The sequence below is a fragment of the Paenibacillus oryzisoli genome, from assembly GCF_001653565.1.
GTDB lineage: Bacteria > Bacillota > Bacilli > Paenibacillales > NBRC-103111 > Paenibacillus_E > Paenibacillus_E oryzisoli.
The window spans coordinates 227280-247304 of record NZ_LYPB01000091.1 but is presented as its reverse complement, the minus strand read 5'-3'; the positions used below and the strand labels follow the sequence as shown (position 1 = coordinate 247304).

Genomic DNA, 20025 nt, shown 5'->3' with positions numbered 1-20025 from the left:
GTCAATACATGTCGAACGATTTTTACTAAAACGTCATAAATGTTCGGATTGACAATAATATAGAAGCTTTTTGTTTATTCTAAAGCAAGAATGTACAGAAAGCAATGGTCATTTACGAATGTTTGAGCCCTTGTTTCTGGTGTGGTACAGTTATTGTAGGAACTTATGTTATGTAACTAGGAGTGTGTTAAGAAATGGAAATTAAGCGTATCTATCCACAAATTTTTCTACAAGCTGTCGATGAGAATACACTAGGTGATAGTGTTATTATTGATGTGAGAGAACCTCACGAATGGGAGTACTATCATATGGAAGAAGCGAAGCTTATTCCGATGCAACAAATTCCTCTCAGGATGGGTGAACTACCCGAAGATAAGGACATTTATATCGTTTGCGCTCATGGGATGCGCAGTATGCGTGTAGCTGAATACTTGCAAGAGAATGGCTTTGAACGAGTTATCAATGTTGACGGAGGAATGGCTGCCATCGGTATGTTCCGCGGCTTCCAATACGATTGAATGAAAAAGCTGATGACTTCGTCCTTGCGGACCAAATCACCAGCTTTTTTTCTTGATTATTGGATCATCTCTTGTGTCTTTTATTTTGCATCAGAGAAGAAGGGCAATTGCGGGAGCGTTTCATTGGCATACCATTTAGCTTTGCCTTTGACAAAATCACCTGTGCGTACAGCATTCGTGCTTAACAATAATTCCATGGTTTGATTCACATCGTTCACATTTAATTTTTTGGCTTGTCCGGAGGCGATGAACTCATCAATCCTAATTGTTAAATCTTGCGGATAAAATGGCGAGAACGCTTTGTTCTTTAATAATTTAGCAGTGATATATACGTTCTTTACATTGAAATTCATTGCCCGCCATTGGTCGAGATTAGCAGTATTGTTAGTATCGAAATACTCAATGTCTGGATCCAACGTGCCGTTCCAAACTAAGATAGAGTCGAAATAATTTTTTTGTGCAGTTAGGGCTTGTGTTTTGGCTTCAAGGAAATAAGCGTCCTTCTGAATGGCATCAAGCAGCTGCGAATGACTTTGTGCATTCGCTTTGGATTGATAAGAACTTAATGCATCGGTGAACAATTTAAGGCTTTTCAGGTAACCTTGATGTGATTGCACGAGTAGTGGTGAAGAGGCTGGCATACTTTTACTTTGCAACGTGCTGTATTTGTCAGCTGCAATTTTACTTAGCTCTTTCAGAACTGCAGAAGCATCCACGGCGCTATTGTCCATTTCAATTTGAGTCAATAATTCAAACCATTTATTCTGAAATTCCCTAAAGGGTAAAAAGATGGTATGGTAATATGACACGAGTACTTGTTGGTCGTAAGCACCAATTTCGGGTGTGGATGAAGCTTGGTCTGCATGCATAATTTTATCGTATTTCAAATCGGATTTCGTTTGTCCTAATCGCAAGCCGTAGAAAAAAGCGCCAAGGATACAGACCAGCATAAAGATGAACATGAGGGCAAATAAATAATCAGTGCGAGTAAGACGCTTCTCCATAAATCAAGCTCCTTGTTGTGTCTTATTATTGTTTTAGTATAGGTCAATCTCCATGAAAAAGGAATAATTTAAGGAAATGAGGCTAGTTCCTTTGAAAAAATTTGACTTCAAGAATATTCGTATCGGGAAAGTTGATATTAATGAACTGAATGATAAGACATTATTACTGAATCTTTACATTACACAACTTCTTACGCTTATTATCGGAATTATCATCCTATTATTTCAGAGTAATTCAAAGATTCTTTCCGCACTATCGTTTCAAGGCGGGCTGCGTGTTATCATTTGGGGGAGTTTGTTTGCTGTTGCAGTGCTTGGTGTTGATCTACTTATCTCACGCTGGGTCCCCAAGGAAGTGTCTGATGACGGTGGCATTAATCAAATGATTTTTGGAAATAGGGCCATTTGGCATATTGCACTTATTTCATTTATCGTGGCAGTCTGTGAGGAAGTCTTATTTCGTGGTGCGATTCAACATGCCTGGGGCCCCTATTGGACTAGTATTTTGTTTGCCGCTATCCATGTTCGATATTTGCAACATTGGCTTATGACGGGTATGGTATTCTGCATCAGCTATGGCTTAGGGTGGATTTACCTTCATACGGGAAGCCTATGGACACCAATAATTGCGCATTTTATGATTGATATGGTGATGGGTTGTATACTTCGTTTCAGCAAGGAGGAAGATCAAGGTTCATGAGTGTTGGAGAACGAGTAACTTCAAGGTCGAATCCTGTCGAGGAGGAGAACCAAGGGGATGATACCTATTTACCGCCGCGTAGAGCCGTACACCCTTCAGAACAAGGTAAATGGACGAATCTTTTTTATTTGACGTTGCTTTGGTTGTTTATCGCTTTGGTTGTGAGTTTAACTGTATGGGGAATCAAGTATTCTTCGATGTGACCAATAAAAGAGTCATACTTGCCACGATACGAATTAATCGCGGTAACGTATGACTCTTATTTCATTCCTATCTCATTTCTAACTCTATAGCATTGGGATCTACAAAGGAATAACCTTTTTCCTCAAGTTTAGTTAGCAATGTATCTAACGCACTTATTGTCCAAGGGAGCTCGTGCATGAGGATATTGCTACCGCCATGAAGCTGGCTCAATACGTTCTCAATCACTTTATTGGAATCATTATTTTTATTAGTCATATCCCAATCTAACGATCCATTAGACCATGTCATATACAGCATTTTGTTGCTTTTTACTTTTGATTTCACATAATCATTGCCAGAGCCAAATGGTGGACGGAAAAATTGCGGGGACTGACCCGTAATTTCTTTGACGATTTGCTGAACATCATCGACTTGTTTATCAATTTTCTCGTTCGGCATGTCTTTGAGATTGTCATGATCCCAAGCATGATTGCCAATGATATTTCCACTTTCGTGAACGAGCTTAACGAGTTCAGGCTTCTGCTTAATACGATAACCATTCATGAAGAAGATAGCCTTCGCTTTATGTTTATTCAGAATATCAATGAGAGATTGATTCATCGCTTGCTCTTTGGGTCCATCATCAAAGGTTAATAATATGACTTTTTTATTGCCATTGGGGTCATTTGGCACGATATCGTAGTTTTTATTCATATGATAGGTCTTTTGCACTGTTTCTTGTAAGGGCATAGTTGGTGTAGGTGAAAGTGTAGGCGCCGCGGTAGGTGTTGGAGATGAACTTGGGCTTACTGTTGCTTGAACAACTGGCGCCGAACTCGTAGTTGCAGCAGGACTTGTTTCCGTTGAATCCGCACTGCAGGCAGCCAATAGAAGCATGACGGTTAGAATTAGTGTGCTTGCTTTCTTTTTCATAATTTAAATTCTCCTTAGATCCTTACATAGTTGGTCATCCCTTATAGTACCACAATTAGGTTCATAATTCGCAGAGGTCAATTCTCCTATGTTTTCCTTCTCATTTTGTGTATGTCCACTTCTAAACTCGCACAACCTAGAGAGGATTCATACTACTCATCATGGAGGGAGATCCAATGAAATTAGGAACATTTATGCTCGGTGGCATTGTAGGAGCGGCTGCGGTTGTGTATCTCAATCGTAAAAGTAAATCCATGCTTTTCTCAGCCTTCAGCTCATCTAGTCAATCGATGGGCAATGTGATGGATAAAGCGAAAGAAACGTTCACAAGCCCTTCCTTTGGAAATTCTACAGCCCGTAATTTTTCTTCAACGAGTACAAATGGCTTGAATCAAGTGGAGAAAATCGTAAAAGAAGATCCCAGTTTGAAGGCAACTGTCAATGAAATTCTGCAGGATAATAAAATAAGTTCCGCTACAATTCAATAAAGATAAGCTCGCAGCACAGTCTGGTATACCCACGGGGCCGGCTGTGCTTTTTCTTTTTATACATAACTTAAGCGTGCAATTACAAAGATTTAGTGTTAACATGATAGGTGAAAACAATAGATGGATGCATGTCCATTTATTAATTAGTGGTTCACCTTTTTATGTTTCTAACATATTCTGATTGAAATAAGGTGACCATGCTTTCGATGCAAGCTTTCCAATTGGAGGGCTCAAAGGAGGATCCTATCATGAAAATAGAACGCTTAAGTCAGGATAAGATACGGATTTTCCTAACATTCGATGACTTAACTGAACGTGGAATTCAAAAAGACGATATGTGGAGAGAAATTCCGAAAGTACACGAGTTGTTTAGTGAGATGATGGATCAAGCCTATTCGGAGCTCGGATTTGACCCGTCCGGCCCGCTTGCTGTTGAGGTATTCGCCCTCCCAGCACAAGGGATGGTTGTTATCGTAACTAGAGGTAAGCTTGATTTGTATGCGAGTTCTGATGCATATGATGATAACGAAGCCGAAGAAGTGTACGAAATGGAAGTTACGCTTGAACAAAGCGATCTAATCTCCTATTCTTTCCGTGATTTTGAAGATCTGCTGCGTGTATCCAAAGTAATTAATCCCCTTCTAATGGAAGGCGGTACCCTTTATTCGTATAAAGGGAAATATATTTTGCAGCTAGAACCTGTAGAGCTTGAAGAAACTAAGTATCAAGCGCTTATAGCGGTCTTATCTGAGTTCGGTGAAGCATCCTCAGTGACCTTAGCTGTTCTTGAGGAATATGGGAAGACGATCATCGCAGATGACGCCGTTAAGGTACTCTGCCACCATTTCAAATAATCAGGACTCACGTCCTGGTGCATGAGAATGAAACAAGCATCTCCCAAAAACAACCGTTTTTGAGGATGCTTGTTTCTTTTTCCATAATACGCAACGAAGGTCGTTTATGTTACACGTAGAAATGTGAAGACAGAACGATTATAATAGACATATGTATTCACATTTAGAGGGGAGCTGGAACATGCATATCGTGCCTATTTTATTGGCAGCCATAGCGCCAGGTCTCTCATTGCTCGCTTATTTCTATTTGAAGGATAAGTATGAAACAGAACCAATTCACTTAGTGATACGTATGTTCCTCTTCGGCGTACTTCTCGTATATCCGACGATGGTTCTGCAGAATGCATTTATACAGGAGTTCGGAAATGGAACAATCATGACATCCTTTTTCCTATCTGGCGGAATTGAGGAATTTCTGAAATGGTTTATTCTGTATCACTTGATTTTCCGTCATGAAGCTTTCGACGAGCCTTACGACGGGATTGTGTATGCCGTGGCTGTGAGTCTTGGCTTTGCAACTCTGGAGAATATAATTTACGCATTCTTGCATGCTTCTTCGTTCTCAGCCTTGATGCTTCGTGCCCTTCTACCCGTATCGGGACATGCTTTATTCGGTGTCATGATGGGGTATTACATGGGCAAGGCCAAATTCGTTCCTCAGAAGCAGAATAGGTATCTATGCCTATCGTTGCTGCTTCCGATTGCTTGGCATGGTTCATTTGATTATATTTTGCTCATTTTCAAAAACAGCTGGTTTTGGATCATGATTCCCCTAATGACATTTCTATGGTTACGTTCGATTTGGCGTGTAGATCGTGCTAACGCACATTCTCCCTTACGTGTTGTGACGGTGGAAGAGAAGATTAAAGTGGGAAGATTTGGGTCATAATGACTGTATATACGTTGAACTCCATTACATGGATGGGGAAAGACCGGGAGGGTATACATGTCATTAACGACGCGTGTGAAAGTGAAGATCCGATGTCGATTATGTGGTGAGAAGTTCGTATTGCGAGGTAAGAAGGAAAAAGACAAGATCGAAACGGGGTTTCGGCAGTGTATCTGCAGTAATGAGCACGATTTTGAAATAGAAACGGAAAGTTAGCAGAGGCCATTCTTTCGAATAGGCCTTTTTTGCTGTCCACATAGGAAATTAAGCAGCCTGCTTATTTTGTGTCAATCTTGTATAAACCTGGCTCCACGCGTAAAAACTAAGCGCAAGATTGGGTATGAAAGGAGCAGTTTTGTGTATAAAAGATTAAGTATCGTCATGTTTCCATTTCTTTTGCTAGCATTAATCGGGGCTTCTGTATGGGGGTATTTGGAGCACCAAGAGAAGAATACGATATTAATTAAAGCGGAGAATCAGTATCAGCGCGCGTTTCATGATCTGTCCTTTCACATGGATAAGTTACATACGGAGCTTGGCAATACATTAGCAGTGAATGAAACTTCGGAGCCTTCCTACCGGAAAGGTTTGGTTAATGTATGGCGATTAACAAGTCAAGCGCAAAGCGACATCACACAATTGCCTTTAATGCTGCTGCCTTTTAACAAAACGGAAGATTTTCTAGCGAATATGGCTAATTTCTCTTACCGAATGTCTGTTCGGGACATGACGAAACAGCCGTTAACCGAAGCGGAAATGAATACGTTAAATACGTTGTATGCACATTCTGCTGATATAACCAAAGAAATACAAGGCGTGCAAAATAAAGTAATTGCAAATAATTTAAGATGGATGGATGTGGAGACCGCTCTCGCATCTGAGAACGAAATGCACGACAATGCGATTATTGACGGCTTTAAAATTGTGGATAAACAAGTGGGCGGTTACAATGAGTTGAATTGGGGGACAGGCAGTCTAAATGTGTTCTCCAAAAATGATGTTAAGATGCTGACAGGCAATGAAATGACGGGGGATCAAATTAAAAAGAAAGCTATTGATTTCCTTGGTGTGAAAGATTCGACTGGCATTAAAGTTGTTGAGAATGGTGGCAGTGCACCTGAATTTCAAAGTTATAGTGTTGTAATTCCAAGCAGTGACGCTACCCAAACAGATACGCAAATGGATTTCACCAAAAAAGGTGGCCACTTGATCTATTTTATGAAATCACGTGATGTACCGGCTGCGAAATTTAACCTTCGTCAAGCTAGAGATGTAGCGAATGAATTTTTGGATATGCATGAATACAAGGATTTAAGTGCAATTAGTTATGATCAATATCAGAACACGGCAACGATCCTCTTTGCGAAGAGAGAAAATAATGTCACCATTTATCCGGAACAAGTTACGGTTAAAGTTGCCTTAGATACTCTTGAAGTCACAGGCTTACAGGCGACCAATTATATTTATTCGCAAAAGCAGCGCAAGATTGGCCAACCGAAAATTACGGTGGATCAAGCTCGTAAACAATTGAGTTCTAAAATGAAAGTGACGGGGGAATCGCTCGCGATTATCAAAAATGATTTAGACGAAGAAGTGCTCTGCCATGAATTTATCGGTACTTTGAATAACAATATCTACCGTGTTTATGTAAATGCAGATGTGGGCATGGAAGAGAAAATAGAAACAATTCGACAAGATCAAGTGGACGCAGCTAAAGGAAAATCATAAATTAAAGGGGCAGGATATCATCCTGCTTCTTTTTTTTCTATCTAAATGGTGAGGTCATGGTATAATTAACATATAATACTTCGCGGAGGTGCGGAAATTGCTTCCTAAGGTCAACCAGATTTTACATATGCAAATGAATAGTATTGATGAAGAAGAGTCCAAAATCGAATATAAGTCAAGGATTGCTGATGTGACAGAAAGCGCGATCATCATTGAAATTCCTTTGAATGAAAAAACAGGACGATTGAAAAAGCTGTATCAAGGTGATGAGATTAGTGCTCATTTCCTAGGTCAAGGTGGTGTGAAACACTATTTCACGACAGAGGTTGTAGCTTTTACCGAGGATGTTATTCGCTTAATCGAACTGAGGCTTCCTGAACTAAGCGCAATTACTCAGATTCAGCGGAGAAATTTCCTTCGTGTTTTAGCGGAATTAGAAATTGCCGTGAAGCTGAATGATCAGATCCAATTTGTCGGCTTAACCGATGACGTTGGCGGCGGGGGTATTTCATTTATTTGTGATGGACATATTCCAATTGGGTTGAATGCGATAATTTCATGTTGGATTCTTGCGCCATTTAAGAATGGATCGATTGAGCATATACCGTTTACGGGTGAAGTTGTGCGCGTGAAAGGGACCGAGACTGGGAAGCAGTTAGTGATGATCCGTTTTGCAGAGATTGCGGATAGAGAGCGTCAGAAATTGATTCGGTTCTGCTTTGAGAGACAGATGGATTTTCGTAAACGCTAAGGATTGAGATCTATACACGAAGGGTATACTGCTATGCATATCGGATGCTAGCAGGAGTGATCTCATGTCGAAGGAGCAAGATAGAGAACCATATGAACAATTGTTTTTGCAATTCTCTGCAAAAGTAGAGAAGGTCATAATTAGAGCTGTGATTTTCGTTGTTATTTTGCTAGTTTGTGTACAAGCTTTATTGCAAAATGCTTATATTCGTAAGCATTTCACACGTGTTGAGCCACTTGAAGGACAGCCGTATATGGTGCCAGAACATCCCCTGAGAGAGCGTTCATAAGCGCATGAAATCAAGGGTGATTACTACCCAAGTTTTGCATATGGCTATGTTGTGTGATATAATTTCTATTAATTAGCAGGCAAGTGCCTGCTTTTTTGTTCGTAAGGTACTGCGAAGTATTGTTAGGAGGAACAGCAGCTTGGATAAGTTCAATATTGCCATAGATGGTCCTGCTGGAGCCGGTAAAAGTACCATTGCACGGCTAGTTGCCGGTGCACTTGGTTTTATTTACGTGGATACAGGAGCCATGTATCGAGCAGTAACGTGGAAAGTACAGCAAGAAGGGCTGCTACCTGAGCAAGAAACAGAAGTGGCTGCGCTCGCTAAACGTATGCAGATTGAGCTCATCCCTGGAGATGAAGGGCAACAAGTCATCGTTGATGGTGTTGATGTGACGAAAGCGATTCGGTTGGCGGATGTAACAGCACATGTTTCACAAATTGCTAGTTATGGCGCTGTACGTCATTTGTTAGTTGCGTTACAGCAGCAAATGACTGTTTCCAAAGGCGTAGTCATGGACGGCCGTGATGTTGGTACGCATGTCATGCCAGATGCAGAGATCAAAGTTTTCTTAACAGCGAGTGTGAAAGAACGTGCAGAGCGCCGATTCAAGGAATTAGAAAACAGTGGTACGAATACACTGACTCTTTCCGAGTTGGAGCAGGATATCGCACGTCGCGATCAATTCGATGAGGCGAGGGAGATTTCGCCACTGCGTAGGGCGCATGATGCCGTGTTGATGGACAGTACGTCAATGACGATTGAAGAAGTTGTGGACGAAATCCTTGGACTTTGCAAGGACAAAGTCGGGGGTGGCAAATAAAGATGCTATATCGCATCGGAAGAGCCTTATTTCGATTTATTTTCACCGTATTTTTCCGAATGCGTGCCATCGGAATGGAAAATGTTCCATCGCAAGGAGCTGTCGTATTGTGTGGCAATCACACTAGTTTCTTGGATCCCCCATTCTTAGGTTCACCATTGCGCCGTAAGGTGCATTTCATGGCCAAAGCGGAGCTCTTTGATATACCAGTGCTAGGGTCAATTATATCCAAAGTAGGTGCATTCCCTGTGAAACGCGGAGGCGTAAGCAGAGAATCAATCCGACTTGCTGTACAATTGCTGCGCGATGGCAATATGCTAGGTGTTTTTCCAGAAGGATCAAGAAGTAATGCTGGGGGAATGGGCAAAAAGGGAGCTGCTAGTCTTGCGTTGAAATCAGGCGCTGCTGTTGTTCCGGTAGCTATCGTAGGTACCTACTCACTATTTCGTCGTATGACAATTGTTTATGGAACACCACTTGATATGAGTGCTTATGAAGGCGGTAGTTCTGAAGATTTGGAGCAGGCGACTGAGGCGATTATGAAAGAAATTCGCCGACTACATACAGTTACTAGTAAAGCATAAGCAGAAATGTATGGAATTGAAAGCTTGGAATTATACTAACCATAAAGTGATTTGAACTTATTACTCGTGTTTGAAACAGAGTAGGAGCTTGACTGCTGCTTTGTGACTTATAAATTATTTTTGTTGGTTGTAAATAGAGGAGGCTAATCTCATGTCAGAAGAAGTAAAAGTTGAAGATCAATCACAGGAAGCTCAAGAAACGGCCGTATCACAAGCAGAAGCAGAGCACGCACTTAACAATGTTGCTGTGTTGAAGAAAGGCGCTACAGTTAAAGGCAAAATCGTTAAAGTAGGCGCTGATCAAGCATTCGTAGATATCGGTTACAAATACGATGGTGTTATCCCAGTTCGTGAGCTTTCTTCCGTAAGCTTGAATGACGCTGCACAAGCAGTTGAGCTTGGTCAAGAAGTTGAACTGAAAATTGTTTCCATCAACGATGCAAAAGAAACATTAGTATTGTCCAAACGTGTAGTTGATAACGAAAAAGCTTGGGAAACACTTCAAGGACAACTTGACAGCAAAGAAATTATCGAAGCTGCAGTTGCAGAAGTTGTTAAAGGTGGATTAGTTGTTGATATTGGTGTGCGTGGTTTCGTACCGGCTTCAATGGTAGAACGTCAATTCGTTGAAGACTTCTCTTCTTACAAAGGCCGCACTTTGCGTCTTCGTGTGAAAGAAATTGATCGCGAGAAAAACAAAGTCATCCTATCCCAAAAAGATATTTTGGATGAAGAGTTCGAAACGAACAAAAAGAAAATCATCGAAGGTCTTCAAGTTGGTCAAGTGCTAGACGGTACTGTACAACGATTAACACAATTCGGAGCATTCGTTGATATCGGCGGGATTGATGGACTCGTTCATATTTCCGAACTAGCTTGGCAGCATGTTGAACAAGCCTCTGATGTTGTTAAAGAAGGAGACAAAGTTAAGGTGCAAATCCTTAAATTGGATCCATCCAATGACAAAATCAGCTTGAGCATCAAAGCTACACAAGATGGCCCTTGGTCCAATGTTGAGCGTGATTTCAAAGCTGGTGATATCGTAACAGGAACAGTTAAACGTCTTGCAGCTTTCGGCGCATTCGTTGAAGTAGCACCTGGTGTCGAAGGACTTGTTCACATTTCCCAAATCGCACACCGTCACATCGGTACTCCGCATGAAGTTTTGAAGGAAGGTCAAGAAGTACAAGTGAAAATCTTGGAAATCAACCTTGCTGAGAAACGCGTTAGCTTAAGTATTAAAGATACAGAGGATGCTCCTGAGGCACCTGCTGGTGCAGCGGCTCCATCATCAGCTGGCAAACCAGAGAGAGAAAGACAACCTCGCGGCGATCGTGACCGCGGTAACAGCGCTAGCCACCAAAAAGAAATTGCTGGTAACGAAAACGTATCCCTAAGCAATCAAGGTTTGTCCATGACACTTGGTGAGCGTTTCGGAGATAAACTAGCTAAATTCAAAAAATAATGGGATCCAATTGCTAGGGAGGGTACAGAAATGCGCATCTCACGCAAAATGGAGCATGTCCATTACGCGCTGGAGCTTGGTCAAACCCGTCAGCAAGGGTTGGCGGATATCAAGCTTGTGCATAACTGTCTTCCTGAGACATCGACGGATCATATTGCTTTAACAACAACAATCGGCGATCTCACTATGAGTTCGCCGATTTTAATTAATGCAATGACCGGCGGGGCTCATGAGACAGAGAACATCAATCGCGAATTGGCCATACTCGCTAGGGATAAAGGTTTACCTATGGCCGTTGGCTCACAGATGTCAGCTATTAAGAATAGCGAAGTGGCTTCTAGTTACGAAGTGGTGCGACGCGAGAACCCAAATGGTATCATCTTCGCCAATTTGGGGAGCGAAGCGACAACGGAACAAGCATTGCGTGCAGTGGATATGATAGAAGCAAATGCACTTCAGATTCATTTGAACGTTATGCAAGAATTGATTATGCCTGAAGGTGACCGCAGCTTCATTGGCATGCTAAAGCGTATTGAAAACATTGTTCGTCATACACCAGTTCCAGTTATTGTGAAAGAGGTTGGTTTTGGCATCTCACGCGATAATGCGAAGCAATTAAGAGATATTGGCGTTCAAGTGCTCGACGTTGGTGGCTCAGGTGGCACAAATTTTGCTGCGATTGAAAATGCAAGGCGTCCGGCAGCATTAGATTGGCTGAATGATTGGGGGACACCGACAAGTATGACTTTAATAGAGACCCTGTCTGTTTATCCGTGGGGTTCTGTTATTGCATCTGGCGGTATTACGAATGCATTGGAAGCGGCGAAAGCACTTACTTTAGGTGCATCGGCAGTGGGCATGGCTGGAGCATTCCTTAAGGTATTGCGAGTAGAAGGTGTTGATGCACTTCACGCTTATGCCGAAGAACTTCATCAAGGACTCATTTTAATTATGACGGCATTAGGCGCTAATTCGATTCATGACCTTACAAGATGCCCAGTGGTAATTGTTGGAGATACCGCAGAATGGTGTCGTGCGAGAGGAATTGACTTAACTTCATACACAGAGCGAACGAATCAGAGTAAATAATCAAATTATTGCCATACTAAGGATCAGGCAGATCTCCCTTGTTACTCACTTGAGGGGGAGCCTGAAGATCCGCAAGCACGTCGATGACAGTGCAAGTCATTGATAGCTAAGCAGGCTAGGTGGTTTGATTATGAATGCTGGTTATCTGTCGCTTATTCTCCTTTGCATCACGTTGATCTTGTTCGCCAGCGGCTGGAAGGAGCTGTACATTCGAAGTATATCGCATAAAGGCATGCTTCTTTTTTTTGCCTCTTGGCTGATTGGATCGAGAGTAACGGTGACGTTTCAAGGAGTACATATCCAACTTGTCTATGTTGTTGTATTATCGATCGCATTTAGTATTCTTTATGTCACACGAGGTTTTATACATAAGCTTCATCTACTTTCCATAGGACTACTGATTGGTTCACTCCACTTTCTATTTCAACAACTGCTGGAAATGGACCCGATTCTCATTATTCGTAATTCAGAATGGCAGACTGCTCTTTTGATTGCGATTGTTGCTGTTGTTGTGCAGCGAAATGCGTGGGAACAAATTGCTGCTATTTCGATCGGGTATTTGATCGGGGATATGTATCAAGCTGGTATTCATCAAGTAAACGGTTTTCATCAGCTGGGGATGGCTACATTTCAAGACCAGTGGTGGCTTACTATTTTTACAGCAAGAACTATGACAATTGTCATACAAGCTGCATATAGTGGTTGCCGAACTGTCTTGAGAAGTTGGCTAGATCGCAGGGGGGGCAACTAGTATGGATATGGTTTGGTTACATGCGCATCGGTATACGATTGGCATAGTCATAGGTGTTATATTTGGTATTATGTCACGGATCAACATGTTGCGGACGGATTATCGGCAATATCCTACGTATCCACATGGTAAAATCATCCACGTCTCCCTTGGCGTAATCGCTGCGGGCCTTGGAGCAGTTGCTGTACCTGCCCTATTGGAGAAAAATTACACGGCTGTCACTTTTCTTTCCTTAGCCGCACAACAATTTAGAGATGTGCGCAACATGGAAAGACAGAGCTTGACGAAAGTAGATGAGTTAGAACTCGTCCCTCGAGGAGCGGCTTATATCGAAGGGATTGCAATGGTATTCGAAGGCCGAAATTATTTAGTCATTATGACAGCGTTTTTGGCCTCCTTATTTAGTATTATAGGTGCTTGGTACTGGGGGATCGCTGCGGGAGTCATCTCAATATGGCTGGCAAACTTTTTTAAATCGGGCAGTAAATTAGGAGACATCGCTGATATTGTACCAGCTGACATTCGAATGGATGGGCCGGACGTCTACGTGGGTTCTATCTATTTGTTGAACGTAGGGCTTAGGGATTCAAGAGAGAAAATTTTGAGATACGGCCAAGGTTTCCTCATTAAACCGAAAAATCGAAATGCCCGTGTAACGATTTCTCATGTTGGTCAGAGGCAAGCGATTATGTATGATATGTCTACTTTATTTGGCGTCTATCGTGATGAAGGAGAACCATCGCTGCGACCTATGGCCAAATTGGATTTGGACTCAGGAACGATCGGTTTGCTCTTGCTCCTGCAGGAAAATGACAAAGAGAAAACATTCACGGCTCTTCATCGTGTACCTGTTCTTGAAAGTGCTGTACGTATGCCTTCTGAAGCTGGAGTCAATAAAGAGAAGGAGGGGTAATGCCCTTATGTCGCAAATTCTCGCGATCGTGACGTTATCGAAAGACCGAATTGCTGGTGGTGCTCCTATCTTTGTTGTCGAAGGTGAAGAAGAGATGCAGAGAACGGCATTTTCATTGGAGAAAATGTTAGATGCGAATGCTCATGATTTAAAAAATGGTACAATGATTCTAGTTAAACATTCCTGATCATTCGATGAAAGAGCGCATTTGAAAAGGTAGTCTCAAAAGAGATTAGCCAAGGCGCTTCTTTTTTGTTATGATGTAAGTTGCGTAATTTTCCATGGCTGAACATGGAATCCGAAGGAGAGATGTCATTTGGCTAGACCGGTACTTGCAATTGTAGGCCGACCTAACGTCGGGAAATCCACCATTTTTAATCGAATCGTAGGCGATCGTATGGCGATCGTAGAAGATAAACCAGGTGTCACGCGAGATCGTTTATATGGTGTTGGTGAATGGCTGAATACATCGTTTAGTGTCATTGATACAGGCGGTATTGAAATTGATGGAGAAGATGTCATTCTGAAGTCTGTTCGTGTACAAGCTGAGCTTGCCATTGAAGAAGCGGATGTTATTGTGTTCATGGTCGATGCCAAAGCAGGCGTTACACCGTCAGATGAGGAAGTAGCGCAGCTATTGTTTCGTTCCAAGAAACCAGTTGTCCTGGCTGTGAATAAAGTGGATAATTTGGCACGTCAGGATGATATCTATGAATTCTATTCCCTCGGTTTCGGTGATCCTGTAGGGATTTCTGGCTCCCATGGAATTGGGATTGGTGATTTGCTTGAGGTAGTTTGTAATTTGTTCCCTGATAAAACGGATGATGAGTATGGGGAAGAAGTTGTTAAATTTGCCTTGATTGGGCGGCCGAATGTCGGGAAGTCTTCGATGACGAACGCGATTCTAGGTGAAGAACGTGTTATTGTGAGTGACGTTGCAGGAACAACTCGTGATGCAATTGATACACCTTTCGAACGTGACGGACAGAAATTCGTTATTATTGATACAGCGGGTATGCGTAAACGCGGAAAAGTCTATGAGAACACAGAGAAATACAGCGTAATGCGGGCAATGAAAGCCATTGAGCGTGCAGATGTGGTATTAGTTGTCATCGACGGACAAGAAGGTATTATTGACCAAGATAAGCACATTGCTGGCTATGCGCATGAAGCGGGTAAAGCGATTGTGATTGTCGTAAATAAATGGGATATCGTTGAGAAAGATGATAAGACGATGCAACACTTTACGACGACGATTCGTGATCATTTCTTGTTCTTGAGTTATGCACCTATTGTGTTTGTATCTGCCAAAACAACACAGCGCCTTCATAAATTGTTGCCTGTCATTGTACAAGTAGCTGAGAATCATGCCTTGCGTGTACAAACGCATCTCCTGAACGATGTTGTTTCCGATGCGGTTGCCTACAATCCACCGCCAACGGATAAAGGTAAGCGTCTACGGATTAACTATGTGACGCAAGTTGCTGTTAAGCCGCCGGTGTTCGTGCTCTTCGTGAATGAGCCAGAGCTTATGCATTTCTCATACGAACGTTATTTGGATAACAAAATTCGTGCAGCATTTGGCTTTGAGGGAACGCCAATTCGCATCTTGAGCCGTAGAAAAACTTCGGACAAAGAATAGGAGATGTTGTACATTGCTTTCGATAATAACAATCGTAGTGGGCTATTTACTAGGATCCATCAGCTTTAGTTATTTATTCGGAAAATGGTTTAAGGGAATTGATATCCGCAAGCACGGCAGTGGGAACGCGGGGGCTACCAATACGCTCCGCGTTCTCGGGAAGGGGCCAGCAATTCTCGTCCTGCTGCTCGATGCTTTCAAAGGCGTGATAGCTGTCTTGCTGGGGGCTTGGGCTGCCCCAGGTTCTGATGATATCTGGATTCGTGTTCTATGTGGTTTAGCAGCCATTGTAGGGCATAACTGGCCCGTGTATTTCGGCTTTCGAGGTGGCAAGGGCATTGCAACTACAATTGGGGTCATGGCAACGCTTTGTTTTGTCCCAACATTGATCGCAGGTCTAACAGCAATCTTAATTATCGCTATCACACGATTCGTATCGCTTGGATCCCTTATTCTTACAGCACTTTTACCTTTTCTTATTTGGGGGATGGACAGGCCGTTACCTGTTTTGTGGATAAGCATTTTGTTGTGTGTTTTTGCTTTTATCAGACATCGGACGAATATTGTGAAGCTTATTCAAGGTAAAGAAAACAAGCTGGGCCAGAAAAGAGCCTAACGAAAAACAACTACGCGTAGGAGGGGTAACCGTGACACAAAAAGTATCGGTCCTTGTAGCTGGAAGTTGGGGGACGGCACTCGCCTCGGTATTGGCGGATAATGGGAAAGAAGTCCTTCTATGGTCTCGTAATGAAGAGCAGGTAATTGAAATTAATGAAAAGCACACGAATAGCCGGTTTCTGAAAGATATAACGCTTTCACCTTCGATTATTGCGACACATTCTCTACAAGAAGCTGTACAAGATGCGGATGCGATCATTATGGTGGTTCCATCTTCTGGCATGCGTGAAGTCGCTGCTCGAATTCGACCGTTCCTCAAGAAGGACACATTGATCATTCATGCGACGAAGGGCTTTGAAACAGGGACACTCAAGCGTATGACTGAGGTTCTGGCAGACGAGCTCCCTGAGATGGAGCCGAAACGATTCGTGGTTCTTTCCGGACCGAGTCATGCGGAAGAAGTCATTTGCAAAATGCCGACAACGGTCGTTGTCGCTGCCGAGGATATTGAAGCAGCGGAGACTGCTCAGGACTTGCTTATTACGCGATATTTCCGTGTGTACACCAATCCCGATGTAACTGGTGTTGAGGTAGGCGGAGCGCTGAAGAATATTATTGGACTAGGTGCAGGGCTGACAGATGGTCTGGATTTCGGTGATAATGCCAAAGCAGCACTTGTAACTAGAGGGTTAGCGGAAATCACGCGATTAGGTACTGCCATGGGAGCTAATCCTCTTACATTTGCCGGCTTAGCTGGAATTGGTGATTTGATCGCTACATGCACAAGTAAGCATAGTCGAAACTGGCGGGCGGGCAATAAATTGGCCAAAGGTATTGCTTTGGACGACGTGTTGGCAGAGATGGGAATGGTTGTAGAAGGCGTGAAAACGACCAAAGCAGCTTATGACCTGGCGCAACGTTATGAGGTCACGATGCCGATTACGAATGAATTACATAATGTTTTATTCGAAGGGAAATCTCCACAGCTTGCAGCAGGTGATCTCATGGGACGTGTGCGTACGCACGAAATGGAAGAATTACCGCTGACCAGATGAGAAAAGGTTGGAGATAGCCTACACCAGATCTTCTCCGCACTCATACTATACCCTATCAGGACTTCTCATTAGTTCAGGGTACAGGAGGCGGCACAATTGGCGAATAAAGATATGTCAAAGGACATATTAAGTGTGGTCAAGAAGAAGACGGGCAAATCTGTGACATCTAAAGATATCGAAAAAATTGCAAGTGGAGTGAAACCTTCGACGATGCAGAGTGAAGTGCAATTAAGGGCTCTCATCAAACAGGTATCAGGACTAGTGAATGTCAAGGTATCCGAAGAAACGATTAATGACATCATTCAAGCTGTGAAAAGCAGTAAATTAGATACCAATAATATGCAGCAACTGATGAGCATGATGATGGGCAAGAAATGAGAAAAAAGCATGAAGGGGTTCATCCCCTTTATGCTTTTTTCTCATTCTGTGCTATACTTACATGTGTTTCATTTTTACGATTTTTACATAAGGAGTTTATCATATGTCATCTTTAGACAAAATGTGGGCCTCGTTTGTTGCGATGGGATTAATGGTAGTTGCATCATTTCTGATCTCATATGCACGCACAAGAACATCAGGCGTATGGCGCGGCGTATTATCTTTAATTGCTTTCTTAATGTTTATTCCTATCTTACTTTTCATGTTATCTTCGTTGTTTTAACCAACCGGAGGGGAAATCATCATGTTAGAACTGAAAACGCGCAAAACACAGATAAAATTAACGCCTGAAACGGGACTAACCATTCTGGATCATGCACTAAAAGCAGATGTTGATTGGGGATTTTCTTGTACGCGAGGAACCTGCGCGAGGTGCCGCTGTTACGTGTCTGAAGGTCGTGAATTGCTTGCGGAAGCATCCGAAGCGGAAGAAGATCGTCTAGAGCCAGAGGAGCTTGCACAAGGCTACCGCTTAGCTTGTCAATGTGTAGTCAAGCAAGCAGGAACGATTTCAGTTACGCACAAGCCTTACTTTTAAAAATTTACTGCCTGAAAGGTGTGGGCATGATGAAACTGCTGGAGCCACTACTCCCCTCGATTTCTACTATTCATACACGGTTACAGCAAGCCCATAATGTACAATGGCTAATTGGCGGAAGCTGTGGCTTACTCATGCATCATGTTGATATTGGTAGAACTCCTAGAGATTTGGATATTTATGTCGATCTGAAGGATGTACACACGGTGCATAAGATGCTGCAGCCATACGCAATGGATAACCCCGAATTCAGTGAAACACCCATATATGCTTCGACGCTGAGTCATTATCGTATAGATGGACATGCTGTCGAGGTTGTTGGTGATTTCAAAGTAAAAGCACTTGGATCCTTGTATCAAGTTGAAGTCGATTACTTGTTGGAGAATCATAACTATCCATTCTCCATGGAGTCTTGGAAGGTTCCTGTGATGCCGTTAGCACATGAGTTTCTCTTCAATGTTCTCCGAAACCGGCCAGATCGCTATGAACCGATTCTCAGAGAGATGCAAGATCATCCTGATAAACATATGCAAGCTTTGAGTGATTTAATGGAGCGCAATCAATGGGGATATGAATTTCATGTTAAGATGAACGAATTGCTAGATTGGAATCGGTGATGAGTATGAGTATGTTCGAAATTCATTTTTGGCCAGATCATAAAAGAATTAAAGTAAGAGCAGGCACAACATTGTTGGATGCTGGTAACAAAGCCAAAGTCCATATACGCACGCGTTGCGGAGCTAAGGCTGCTTGTTTAATGTGTAAAGTTAAAGTAGATGACCAAAGTGGTCTAGCACCTCTAAACACGAACGAACGGTTAAAGCTTGGTTCCCTAGCAGATGATGGGGTTCGCCTAGCTTGCCAAGCACGAGTCACCGGTGATGTGGACGTACACATTCCAGAGGATCCTTTGAAGGCCGCAATTCGAGCACAACTGGCTAGGCAAGCGGAAGACGATGACTTCATTTAGACAAGATGGGATGGTAGAAAGGTGAACTTAAAACGAAAACGAACCCAAGGTAGAAGCTTGCTTCTGGTAATAATCTTGGTTATTTTGCTTACAGGATGCGCTTATCCTCAGGAACTACGGAAAGAGAATCAAATCAATCCAGCAGAATTTATTACAGTTGTGGGGCAAGCTGTAGATACGTATCATGAGAAGACCGGCGTACTACCCATTAAAAATAGTGACATGACGACACCCCTCTATGAGAAGTATGTGATTGATTTTCCGAAACTTAAGAAAACGAATCTTCTCAGTTCCGTGCCCGCCAACGCATTTGAAAGCGGAGGTGTCTTCATCTATGTGCTTGTAGATGCCGAAACGAAGCCCATAGTGAAACTAATGGACCTATCCGCCTATCAAAGTGTGGAAGATGTGCAGAAGAAAGTAAATGATTACATAGCGAAACATAGTGGCAATATACCGCAAGGGGTTGCCATTAATGATGCCTATGCATATGTTGATTTAAAGTTAATAGGAATGAAAGAACCTGATATTAAATCTGTGTATAATCGAAAAAATACCATCACATACCTAATAAACAGGCAAACGGGGGAAGTATCGATTGATTATGCGATGGATATCAACATGTTCATTAAGAACAATGCATTAGAGAGTTCCTTTAAACCGGATCAAGATTTGCGGCGAATTCTTGTAGATAAATCGTACTTCGTACCGATACGAAGTGTTTCATATGTATGGAAGAACAATCAGCCAATGCCTCAGAATTAAGTTTTGACCGAACCTCTTACCCTTGTGTAAGAGGTTT

At 42.5% G+C, this 20025-nt stretch carries 28 protein-coding genes; 26 read left to right on the top strand and 2 right to left on the bottom strand.

Annotated features, from left to right (window positions below):
• The first annotated feature begins 194 nt into the window (after positions 1–194).
• On the top strand, positions 195–518 hold the full coding sequence (locus tag A8708_RS31300; protein ID WP_068670397.1) for a rhodanese-like domain-containing protein: 324 nt from the start codon (positions 195–197) through the stop codon (positions 516–518).
• 80 nt (positions 519–598) lie between these two features.
• Here the strand turns inward: A8708_RS31300 and A8708_RS31295 are convergent, their stop codons facing one another.
• Positions 599–1522, bottom strand: a complete 924-nt coding sequence (locus A8708_RS31295) for a hypothetical protein (protein WP_068670396.1) — start codon at positions 1520–1522, stop codon at positions 599–601.
• 91 nt (positions 1523–1613) lie between these two features.
• On the opposite strand from A8708_RS31295, the gene A8708_RS31290 reads away from it, so the two are divergent.
• Both A8708_RS31290 and A8708_RS31285 read left to right on the top strand, forming a co-directional pair.
• A complete protein-coding gene (locus tag A8708_RS31290; RefSeq protein WP_082927926.1) occupies positions 1614–2222 on the top strand; it encodes a CPBP family intramembrane glutamic endopeptidase in 609 nt (202 codons plus the stop codon).
• Entirely contained in the window at positions 2219–2425 is a 207-nt protein-coding gene (locus A8708_RS31285) for a hypothetical protein (protein WP_068670393.1), read from the top strand. Before A8708_RS31290 ends, A8708_RS31285 begins: the two co-directional genes overlap by 4 nt.
• A 67-nt stretch (positions 2426–2492) precedes the next feature.
• On the opposite strand, the gene A8708_RS31280 is transcribed toward A8708_RS31285, so the two are convergent.
• On the bottom strand, positions 2493–3338 hold the full coding sequence (locus A8708_RS31280) for a polysaccharide deacetylase family protein (protein WP_068670391.1): 846 nt from the start codon (positions 3336–3338) through the stop codon (positions 2493–2495).
• Between the two features lie 176 nt (positions 3339–3514).
• On the opposite strand from A8708_RS31280, the gene A8708_RS31275 reads away from it, so the two are divergent.
• From A8708_RS31275 to A8708_RS31170, 23 genes are all read left to right on the top strand, one after another.
• The gene (locus tag A8708_RS31275) at positions 3515–3826 is read left to right on the top strand and encodes a hypothetical protein (RefSeq protein WP_068670379.1); all 312 of its coding nucleotides are present in this window, start codon (positions 3515–3517) and stop codon (positions 3824–3826) included.
• A 248-nt stretch (positions 3827–4074) separates the two neighbouring features.
• Complete coding sequence (locus A8708_RS31270) at positions 4075–4680, top strand: genetic competence negative regulator (RefSeq protein ID WP_068670377.1); 606 nt, start codon at positions 4075–4077, stop codon at positions 4678–4680.
• A gap of 181 nt (positions 4681–4861) precedes the next feature.
• Entirely contained in the window at positions 4862–5569 is a 708-nt protein-coding gene (gene prsW / locus A8708_RS31265) for a glutamic-type intramembrane protease PrsW (RefSeq protein ID WP_068670373.1), read from the top strand.
• A gap of 57 nt (positions 5570–5626) precedes the next feature.
• Complete coding sequence (locus A8708_RS35955; RefSeq protein ID WP_164483569.1) at positions 5627–5785, top strand: hypothetical protein; 159 nt, start codon at positions 5627–5629, stop codon at positions 5783–5785.
• Positions 5786–5926: 141 nt separating this feature from the next.
• Complete coding sequence (ypeB, locus tag A8708_RS31260) at positions 5927–7297, top strand: germination protein YpeB (protein WP_068670372.1); 1371 nt, start codon at positions 5927–5929, stop codon at positions 7295–7297.
• Positions 7298–7385: 88 nt separating this feature from the next.
• Positions 7386–8048: a flagellar brake protein gene (locus tag A8708_RS31255; RefSeq protein WP_338044252.1), complete on the top strand. Its 663-nt coding sequence runs from the start codon at positions 7386–7388 to the stop codon at positions 8046–8048.
• Between the two features lie 64 nt (positions 8049–8112).
• Positions 8113–8337, top strand: a complete 225-nt coding sequence (locus tag A8708_RS31250) for a hypothetical protein (protein WP_068670371.1) — start codon at positions 8113–8115, stop codon at positions 8335–8337.
• Positions 8338–8476: 139 nt separating this feature from the next.
• Positions 8477–9160, top strand: coding sequence for a (d)CMP kinase (gene cmk / locus A8708_RS31245; protein ID WP_068670370.1), 684 nt, complete (start codon positions 8477–8479; stop codon positions 9158–9160).
• Positions 9161–9162: 2 nt separating this feature from the next.
• A complete protein-coding gene (locus A8708_RS31240; RefSeq protein WP_068670368.1) occupies positions 9163–9744 on the top strand; it encodes a lysophospholipid acyltransferase family protein in 582 nt (193 codons plus the stop codon).
• 151 nt (positions 9745–9895) lie between these two features.
• Positions 9896–11209, top strand: a complete 1314-nt coding sequence (gene rpsA / locus A8708_RS31235; RefSeq protein WP_068670366.1) for a 30S ribosomal protein S1 — start codon at positions 9896–9898, stop codon at positions 11207–11209.
• A 30-nt stretch (positions 11210–11239) separates the two neighbouring features.
• Positions 11240–12298: a type 2 isopentenyl-diphosphate Delta-isomerase gene (fni, locus tag A8708_RS31230; RefSeq protein WP_068670364.1), complete on the top strand. Its 1059-nt coding sequence runs from the start codon at positions 11240–11242 to the stop codon at positions 12296–12298.
• Positions 12299–12428: 130 nt separating this feature from the next.
• On the top strand, positions 12429–13049 hold the full coding sequence (locus tag A8708_RS31225; protein ID WP_068670362.1) for a YphA family membrane protein: 621 nt from the start codon (positions 12429–12431) through the stop codon (positions 13047–13049).
• Positions 13050–13056: 7 nt separating this feature from the next.
• On the top strand, positions 13057–13962 hold the full coding sequence (locus tag A8708_RS31220) for a YIEGIA family protein (RefSeq protein ID WP_068670471.1): 906 nt from the start codon (positions 13057–13059) through the stop codon (positions 13960–13962).
• 7 nt (positions 13963–13969) lie between these two features.
• Positions 13970–14149: a capping complex subunit for YIEGIA gene (locus A8708_RS31215; RefSeq protein ID WP_056614430.1), complete on the top strand. Its 180-nt coding sequence runs from the start codon at positions 13970–13972 to the stop codon at positions 14147–14149.
• A 129-nt stretch (positions 14150–14278) separates the two neighbouring features.
• Entirely contained in the window at positions 14279–15604 is a 1326-nt protein-coding gene (der, locus tag A8708_RS31210; RefSeq protein WP_068670360.1) for a ribosome biogenesis GTPase Der, read from the top strand.
• 13 nt (positions 15605–15617) lie between these two features.
• On the top strand, positions 15618–16220 hold the full coding sequence (gene plsY, locus A8708_RS31205; protein ID WP_068670358.1) for a glycerol-3-phosphate 1-O-acyltransferase PlsY: 603 nt from the start codon (positions 15618–15620) through the stop codon (positions 16218–16220).
• A 31-nt stretch (positions 16221–16251) separates the two neighbouring features.
• Entirely contained in the window at positions 16252–17277 is a 1026-nt protein-coding gene (locus A8708_RS31200; RefSeq protein ID WP_068670356.1) for an NAD(P)H-dependent glycerol-3-phosphate dehydrogenase, read from the top strand.
• Positions 17278–17388: 111 nt separating this feature from the next.
• On the top strand, positions 17389–17655 hold the full coding sequence (locus A8708_RS31195) for a stage VI sporulation protein F (protein ID WP_068670464.1): 267 nt from the start codon (positions 17389–17391) through the stop codon (positions 17653–17655).
• A 103-nt stretch (positions 17656–17758) separates the two neighbouring features.
• A complete protein-coding gene (locus A8708_RS31190) occupies positions 17759–17938 on the top strand; it encodes a DUF2768 family protein (RefSeq protein ID WP_068670354.1) in 180 nt (59 codons plus the stop codon).
• 21 nt (positions 17939–17959) lie between these two features.
• Positions 17960–18253: a 2Fe-2S iron-sulfur cluster-binding protein gene (locus tag A8708_RS31185; RefSeq protein WP_068670352.1), complete on the top strand. Its 294-nt coding sequence runs from the start codon at positions 17960–17962 to the stop codon at positions 18251–18253.
• 29 nt (positions 18254–18282) lie between these two features.
• Complete coding sequence (locus A8708_RS31180; RefSeq protein WP_082927924.1) at positions 18283–18870, top strand: nucleotidyltransferase domain-containing protein; 588 nt, start codon at positions 18283–18285, stop codon at positions 18868–18870.
• Positions 18871–18881: 11 nt separating this feature from the next.
• Positions 18882–19223, top strand: a complete 342-nt coding sequence (locus A8708_RS31175; protein ID WP_239696911.1) for a 2Fe-2S iron-sulfur cluster-binding protein — start codon at positions 18882–18884, stop codon at positions 19221–19223.
• Positions 19224–19244: 21 nt separating this feature from the next.
• Positions 19245–19988: a hypothetical protein gene (locus tag A8708_RS31170; RefSeq protein ID WP_068670346.1), complete on the top strand. Its 744-nt coding sequence runs from the start codon at positions 19245–19247 to the stop codon at positions 19986–19988.
• The last annotated feature ends 37 nt before the right edge of the window (positions 19989–20025 follow it).